We start from the raw sequence: 6,186 nt of genomic DNA, 5'->3' as shown, positions 1-6,186 counted from the left end.
CCGACCAGCGGCCCCCGACCGGCGACAGCAACCTGTTCGAACCGGTCGACGCGGCCACGGGCACCGACCACGGCGCCCACGGCATCTTCGACGACGCCTCGCACGGCAGCTCCCTGGAGGCCGTCCTGGCCCGTCACCCGGCCGCCGTCGCCTCCGCCGTGGCCTCCGCGGTGGGGGTGGGCGTCGCCGCCACCGCAAGGGCCGCTCTCAGCCGGCGCGGCCGGTGAGCCACCGCACCAGGAGACCCGTATGACGGCACACGACCGCCCACGCCCCCTGCTCGACGAGGCCACCGCCATCGTGGCCACCGTGGGCGGGGTGAGCCTCGAGCGGGCCCGGGCCGTGCTGCGCGCGATGTCCGCGCACACGCACATCAAGGAGCAGCACGTCGCCGAACTCGTCGTCGAGTGGGCGGTCACCGGACGGCTCCCGGCCGAACTGCGGGGAGAACTCAGGGCACAGCTCGACGGCGGGCGCACCGGCCCGGGGCGGGCCCAGTCGGCGGCCCCTTGAGACCGCCCGGCACGGCGCCGGGCCACTGCCCGGCAGGGCCGCCTCGTCCGGCGCCGTTGTCCTCTGCAATGATTCTCCGCGCGTGATCGACTCCGCCGGCCGGGGCGGAGCGGCGGAAGGGGGACACCATGGCACAGCACGACACCGACCCCGAGACCCCCGACCCCGAGACCCCCGACGACGAGGCCGCCGACCGCGGGCCCTTCGACGATGAGACCGCCGGTCGCGAGGCCCCCGACGACGAGGCCCCCGACGACGAGGCCCCCGACGACGAGGGCGCCGACCGCGACGACCTCGACCGGGAGGCCGAGGAGCTGGGCGTGGCCGTGATGGCGACCTCCCGCCTCTTCGTCGCCATCTCCGCCCGCGCGCTCGCCACCACGGCCGAGTCGCTCACCCTGCCGCAGCTGCGCGCACTGGTCGTGCTCGACACCTGCGGGCCGGTCAAGCTGGTCGCGCTGGCCGCCACCCTCGGCGTCAACCCCTCCACCGCGCTGCGCATGGTGGGACGCCTGGAGGCACTCGACCTGGTCGACCGCAGGACCAACCCGGACAACCGCCGCGAGGTCGTGCTGAGCCTGACGGACCAGGGGCACGACCTGGTCACGCGGGTGCTCGCGCACCGCCGCGCGGAGATCCGCAAGCTGGTGCAGCGGCTGCCCGCCGAGGAGCGAGCGGCCCTGGTGCCGGCCCTGCGCGCCCTGACGACCGCGGCGGGCGAGATGGCCGTGGAGGCTTACGACACCGCACGCGCCGTACGCGGGATCGTCGACGACCCCCTGGACGCGGCGGTGCCTCCGGCGGACACGTAGTCCCTCTTCTCGTTGGTCCTTGTTCTCGTTGGTCCCTGCTCTCGTTGGTCCCTGCTCTCGTCAGTCACCGTCCAGGAGAAGCCGCCCGAGGACCCCGCGGGCCGTGCCGGCCATGAAGGGATGGGTCGTGCGGTAGTGGCGCAGTTCGGCCAGTGCCACGGACAGGGCCCACCCGCGCCCCCGTGCCCAGGCCGCCGCGTCGGCGCCGAGCGCGTCCCGGAACACCGCACGCGCGCCGGACGGCAGCACGTACCAGGCCGGGAGAAGATCGACGGCCGCGTCCCCGAGGCCCAGGCATCCGAAGTCGATCACGGCGCCGAGCCGGCCGTGCGCCACGAGCAGGTTCCCCGGCTGCAGATCGGCGTGGATCCAGACCGGCGGTCCGCCGGGCGCGGGAGCGTTCAGGGCCTCCTCCCAGACGGCGGTGGCCGCGCCCGGGTCCACCTCCCCGCGCAGCGCGGCGATGTTCTCGCGGGTCGTGGCGTCGCGCGCCGCGAGGGGTTCGCTGCGGTACGAGGGCGGCCCGCCCCGGGGGTCGGCGCGGTGCAGCGCGGTGACGAACGCTGCGAGGTCCCGGGCGAGCGCGTCCGGGGCGGTGACGTTCCCCGGCACCGCGATCGCGCCGTCCAGCCAGCGGTGCACGGACCACGGCCAAGGGCAGCCGGGACCCGGTGCGCCCAGGCCCAGCGGAAGCGGCACGGCCACCGGCAGGACGGACGCGAGCCGGGGCAGCCAGCGGTGCTCCTTCTCCACGTCGCCCGCCGCACCGGGGGTGCGGGGGAGCCGTACCACCATGTCGTCGCCCAGCCGGTACATGACGTTGGAGGTGCCGGCGTCCGAGTCGACCGGGGCGATGGGAAGCCCCGACCACTGCGGGAACTGCCCGGCGATCAGCCGGCGCACGAGCCCGGAGCCGAACCGCGGCTCGCCGGGACGGAGGGTGTCGGCGCACATGGTCGGCCATCGAACGGCGTCGGCTCCGGGGGCGTCAACTGCTTTTGCGGGCCGAATGGCGTGGCGCGCGTGCCGGGAGGACGATGAGGGCGTGGGGCTCGGCCCCCGCCGGTACCCCGTGCGCAGGCGCGGGAGACGGAGACCGGCCCCGGCCGCAGGGATCACGGCCGGAAGGGAGAACACCGTCATGCTGGAAGTGAAGACGGTCGAGAAGCCGGACGAGCGGCGCGACTTCCCGCGGGGCCACCTCGAAGCCGTCCACCTCACCGGGCTCGACTTCGCCGTGGGCACCTTCGAACCGGGCTGGCGCTGGTCGGAGTCGGTCGGCCCGATCGCCGGCACGAAGAGCTGCCAGATCCACCACAACGGTTTCGTGGTGCAGGGCCGCATGCATCTCGTCATGGACGACGGCGGCGAGGCCGAGGTCGGTCCCGGTGACGTCTTCGTCTGCGCGCCCGGGCACGACGCCTGGGTGGTGGGCGACGAACAGGTGGTCGTGTACGACTTCGCCGGCGCCATGGCCCAGGAGTACGCCAGGTCCACGCAGGACTGAACGGGCACGGCACCCACGCGCCCGCCTCCGTCCTTGCCTCTTGGAAACCGATCGGTTTACTGTGGTCCTGCCGCAGGAAACCGATCGGTTTCCTGCGCGTATGAGCGTATTCCTCACTGTCTCGGAGATCTGCCATGACCCATATCGAAGGTTCCGTCGTCCTGGTCACCGGCGGCAGCCGCGGCATCGGACGCGCCCTGGTGGCGGCCCTGTACGAGCGTGGCGCGCGCAAGGTCTACGCCACCGCCCGCGACCCCAGGACCGTCACGCACCCGGACGCGGTGCCGCTGGCCCTGGAGGTGAGCGACCCCGCGTCCGTCGCGGCCGCCGCCGAGCGGGCGGGGGACGTGACGATCCTGGTCAACAACGCGGGCCAGGCCCTGGTCGCCGACTTCCTCACCTCCCCGGTCGAGGACGTCCGACGCGAGTTCGAGACCAACTTCTACGGCCCCCTCAACGTCACCCGCGCCTTCGTGCCCGCCATCGAGGCGAACGGCGGCGGCCACATCCTCAACGTGCACTCGGTGCTGTCGTGGATCGGCGTGCGCGGTTCCTACAGCGCCTCCAAGGCCGCGCTGTGGTCGCAGACCAACTCCCTGCGCCTCGGCCTCAAGCCGCGCGGAATCCACGTCACCGGTCTTCATGTCGCCTACGTCGACACCGACATGACCGCGGACATCGACGCACCCAAGTCCACCCCCGAGAGCGTCGCCGCCCAGGCCCTGGACGGAATCGAGACGAACGCCTACGAGGTCCTCGCCGACGACCTCACCCGCCAGGTCAAGGCCGGTCTCTCCGCCGACCTCTCCGTCCTCTACCCGGAGCTCGCGGCCTGAGCACGCCCGGTCGTCGCGCCGGCAGGCCGCGCCGGGTGATCACACCGGCAGCAACCGTGAGACGATCGCGCCCAGTTGGCGGGCGTTGCGGCACTCGTGCATCCCGACCTCCCCGGCGTAGTCGGGCGCGGCCGAGTCGCCCGTGCCCCATTGGGCGCGCGGCTCCGGGTTCAGCCAGTACACCCGGCGCGCCCGCCCGGCGATCTCCCGCAGGGCGGGCAGGTTCGGGTCGGCCATGTTGGTGCGCGCGTCGCCGAGCACGAACACCGTCGTACGGGGACCGACCACGTCGGCGTACCGCTCGGCGAACTCGCCCAGCGCGACGCCGTAGTCGCTGCTGCCGTGCCAGCCGGTCAGCCGGGCCTCCTCCTGGATGCGCGCGCCCAGGCCCTCCGGGTCGGCCGTGCCGTGCCGCAGCAGCCCGGTCACCTCGTCGATCCGGTTGACGAAGGCGAACACGCGCACCTTGCTGAACTGGTCGTGCAGCGCCTGTACCAGCAGCATGGTGAAGTCGGAGAAGCCCGCCACCGAGCCCGACACGTCGCACAGCAGCACCAGTTCGGGCCGCACCGGCCGCCGTCGGCGCAGCACCGGCTTCACCGGCACTCCGCCGGTGGACAGCGAGCCGCGCAGGGTGCGGCGCAGGTCGATCGAGCCCCGGGCCGCCCGGCGCCGGCGCGCGGCCAGCCGGGTGGCCAGCTTGCGTGCCAAGGGCCGTACGGTACGGCGCAGTTCGGCGACCCGGTCCCGGCCCGCGTAGAGGAAGTCGACCCGGTCGGCGGTGGGCGCCACCGCCCGCCGCGCGATCTCCTGTCGCCCGCGCCGCTCGGCGACCCGGCGCCGCGCCTCGGCCCCCACCTGCCGGCGGAAGAGTTCGATACGGCGCCGGATCTCGTCGTCGAGCAGCCGCTCGGTGAACTCCTCCGGCGCGCCCTCGCCGCCGCCCGTGCCGCCCCCGGCCCGCACACTCGCCCGCACCCGCGCCAGCAGCGTCTGCGGCCGCAGACGCTCCAGCGTCTGGTACGCCGACCAGCCGTCCGCCCCGGGCGAACTCCCGTATCCGCCGAAGCCGTCGACCGCCTCGACGGCCAGCCGGCCCATCAGCGCGGCGTCGTCGGCGGCCAGGGCCCGGGCCAGCCGGTCGCGCAGGTCCTCACGGCCGGCGGCCGGGCCCTCGGGGCCGCCGACCGTACGCGGGAAGTACAGGTCGAAGACCTGGTCGAACACCGCGCGCTGACCGGTGCCGTGCAGCAGGGTGGCGGCCAGACCCTCGCGCAGCAGCTCGCGGTCGGCGAGGCCGAGCGCCTCGACGGCCCGGGCCGCGTCCACGCTCTCGCCGGTGCCGATCCGGATGCCGTGGCCGCGCAGGGCGCCGGTGAACCCGGCCAGCCGCCCGGCGACTTCGGCGGTCCCGGCCGCGGGCTCGGCGGCGGCGCTCACACGGCGTCCAGGTCGAGCTTGGCGGCCGCCTTGAGCACGTCCTCCTGGTGCTTGAGGAGAACGCCCAGGGTGTCACGGACGACGCCCTCGCCGAGGGTGCCGGCGCCCAGCGCGAGCAGGGTGCGCGCCCAGTCGATGGTCTCGGCGACCGAGGGCACCTTGCGCAGGTCCATCGCGCGCAGCGCGCCGACCACCCGCACCACGGAGGCGGCCAGCGCCTCGTCGAGCCCCGGCACCTTCAGACGCAGGATCCGCCGCTCCAGCTCCTCCTCCGGGAAGCCGATGTGCAGGAACAGGCAGCGGCGGCGCAGCGCCTCCGACAGCTCGCGGGTGGCGTTGGAGGTGAGGACCACGAAGGGACGGCGGGTCGCGGTGATGGTGCCGAGCTCCGGCACGGTCACCTGGAAGTCGCCGAGCACCTCCAGGAGCAGGCCCTCGATCTCGACGTCGGCCTTGTCGGTCTCGTCGATCAGCAGCACCTTCGGGTCGTCGCCGCGGATCGCCGTGAGCAGCGGGCGGGTCAGCAGGAACTCCTCGCCGAAGATGTCCGTCCGGGTCTCGTCCCAGCTCTGCTCGCGGCCGGCGCTGATGCGCAGGAGCTGCTTGGCGTGGTTCCACTCGTACAGCGCCCGGGACTCGTCCACGCCCTCGTAGCACTGCAACCGGACCAGCCGGGCGCCGGCGACCTCGGCCACCGCCTTGGCCAGCTCGGTCTTGCCGACCCCGGCGGGGCCCTCGACCAGCAGCGGCTTGCCGAGGCGGTCGGCGAGGAAGACGGTCGTGGCGACGGCGGGCGAGGCGAGGTAGCCGGTCTCGGCCAGGCGGGCGGAGACATCCTCGACGGACGTGAACAACGGGGCCTCCAGCGTGGCGCGGCGGATGCGGGTCGGGCTGATGCGGTTTCCACGAGCGTGTCCCCACCTATCTAAGCGCTTGTTCAGCCGGTCTGTCACGGGAGTACACCGATCGGTTTCCCCGCGCGGGACGCTCGCGGTAACCTCGCGGTATGGCCACCACCGACAGGGCGACCCCGCGCGACCGGCTGCTCGACGCGGCCGCCGAGCTCTCCTACCGGGAC

Annotated in this window: 7 protein-coding genes and 2 pseudogenes; 6 read left to right on the top strand and 3 right to left on the bottom strand. The window is 74.0% G+C overall.

The annotated features are described in order from the left end of the window. The 3 genes and pseudogenes from IE249_RS36755 to IE249_RS09635 all read left to right on the top strand — a co-directional run. Positions 1-227: pseudogene (locus IE249_RS36755) on the top strand (SDR family oxidoreductase); the annotation flags it as partial. Positions 228-249: 22 nt separating this feature from the next. Further along, positions 250-513: a hypothetical protein gene (locus IE249_RS09640; RefSeq protein WP_189704353.1), complete on the top strand. Its 264-nt coding sequence runs from the start codon at positions 250-252 to the stop codon at positions 511-513. A 128-nt stretch (positions 514-641) separates the two neighbouring features. After that, positions 642-1,325 carry a MarR family winged helix-turn-helix transcriptional regulator gene (locus IE249_RS09635; protein ID WP_189704352.1) on the top strand — a complete coding sequence of 228 codons (684 nt, stop codon included), beginning with the start codon at positions 642-644 and terminating at the stop codon, positions 1,323-1,325. 60 nt (positions 1,326-1,385) lie between these two features. On the opposite strand, the gene IE249_RS09630 is transcribed toward IE249_RS09635, so the two are convergent. Then, on the bottom strand, positions 1,386-2,279 hold the full coding sequence (locus IE249_RS09630) for an aminoglycoside phosphotransferase family protein (protein ID WP_189704351.1): 894 nt from the start codon (positions 2,277-2,279) through the stop codon (positions 1,386-1,388). A gap of 187 nt (positions 2,280-2,466) precedes the next feature. Here IE249_RS09630 and IE249_RS09625 point away from each other — a divergent pair, with 187 nt between their 5' ends. Together IE249_RS09625 and IE249_RS09620 are read left to right on the top strand one after the other, a co-directional pair. Continuing rightward, complete coding sequence (locus tag IE249_RS09625) at positions 2,467-2,832, top strand: cupin domain-containing protein (protein ID WP_189704350.1); 366 nt, start codon at positions 2,467-2,469, stop codon at positions 2,830-2,832. 134 nt (positions 2,833-2,966) lie between these two features. Continuing rightward, the gene (locus tag IE249_RS09620; protein WP_189704349.1) at positions 2,967-3,668 is read left to right on the top strand and encodes an SDR family oxidoreductase; all 702 of its coding nucleotides are present in this window, start codon (positions 2,967-2,969) and stop codon (positions 3,666-3,668) included. A 39-nt stretch (positions 3,669-3,707) separates the two neighbouring features. Here the strand turns inward: IE249_RS09620 and IE249_RS09615 are convergent, their stop codons facing one another. Both IE249_RS09615 and IE249_RS09610 read right to left on the bottom strand, forming a co-directional pair. Continuing rightward, positions 3,708-5,108 (bottom strand): vWA domain-containing protein, encoded by a 1,401-nt coding sequence (locus IE249_RS09615; RefSeq protein WP_189704348.1) that lies wholly within the window; start codon positions 5,106-5,108, stop codon positions 3,708-3,710. After that, positions 5,105-5,962: an AAA family ATPase gene (locus IE249_RS09610; protein ID WP_189704347.1), complete on the bottom strand. Its 858-nt coding sequence runs from the start codon at positions 5,960-5,962 to the stop codon at positions 5,105-5,107. Before IE249_RS09610 ends, IE249_RS09615 begins: the two co-directional genes overlap by 4 nt. Positions 5,963-6,114: 152 nt before the next feature. On the opposite strand from IE249_RS09610, the pseudogene IE249_RS36750 reads away from it, so the two are divergent. Beyond that, a pseudogene (locus IE249_RS36750) lies at positions 6,115-6,186 on the top strand (TetR/AcrR family transcriptional regulator); the annotation flags it as partial.

This window comes from Streptomyces anandii JCM 4720 (genome assembly GCF_014650655.1).
GTDB classification, from domain to species: domain Bacteria; phylum Actinomycetota; class Actinomycetes; order Streptomycetales; family Streptomycetaceae; genus Streptomyces; species Streptomyces anandii.
This window is presented reverse-complemented; position numbering and strand designations above follow the sequence as displayed.

What these genes read in the sequence shown, in the direction of transcription:
- IE249_RS09625 (WP_189704350.1), top strand. Translation starts at nt 2,467, where the DNA reads ATGCTGGAAGTGAAGACGGTCGAGAAGCCGGACGAGCGGCGCGACTTC.
- IE249_RS09635 (WP_189704352.1), top strand. Translation starts at nt 642, where the DNA reads ATGGCACAGCACGACACCGACCCCGAGACCCCCGACCCCGAGACCCCC.
- IE249_RS09620 (WP_189704349.1), top strand. Translation starts at nt 2,967, where the DNA reads ATGACCCATATCGAAGGTTCCGTCGTCCTGGTCACCGGCGGCAGCCGC.
- IE249_RS09630 (WP_189704351.1), bottom strand. Translation starts at nt 2,279, where the DNA reads ATGTGCGCCGACACCCTCCGTCCCGGCGAGCCGCGGTTCGGCTCCGGG.
- IE249_RS09640 (WP_189704353.1), top strand. Translation starts at nt 250, where the DNA reads ATGACGGCACACGACCGCCCACGCCCCCTGCTCGACGAGGCCACCGCC.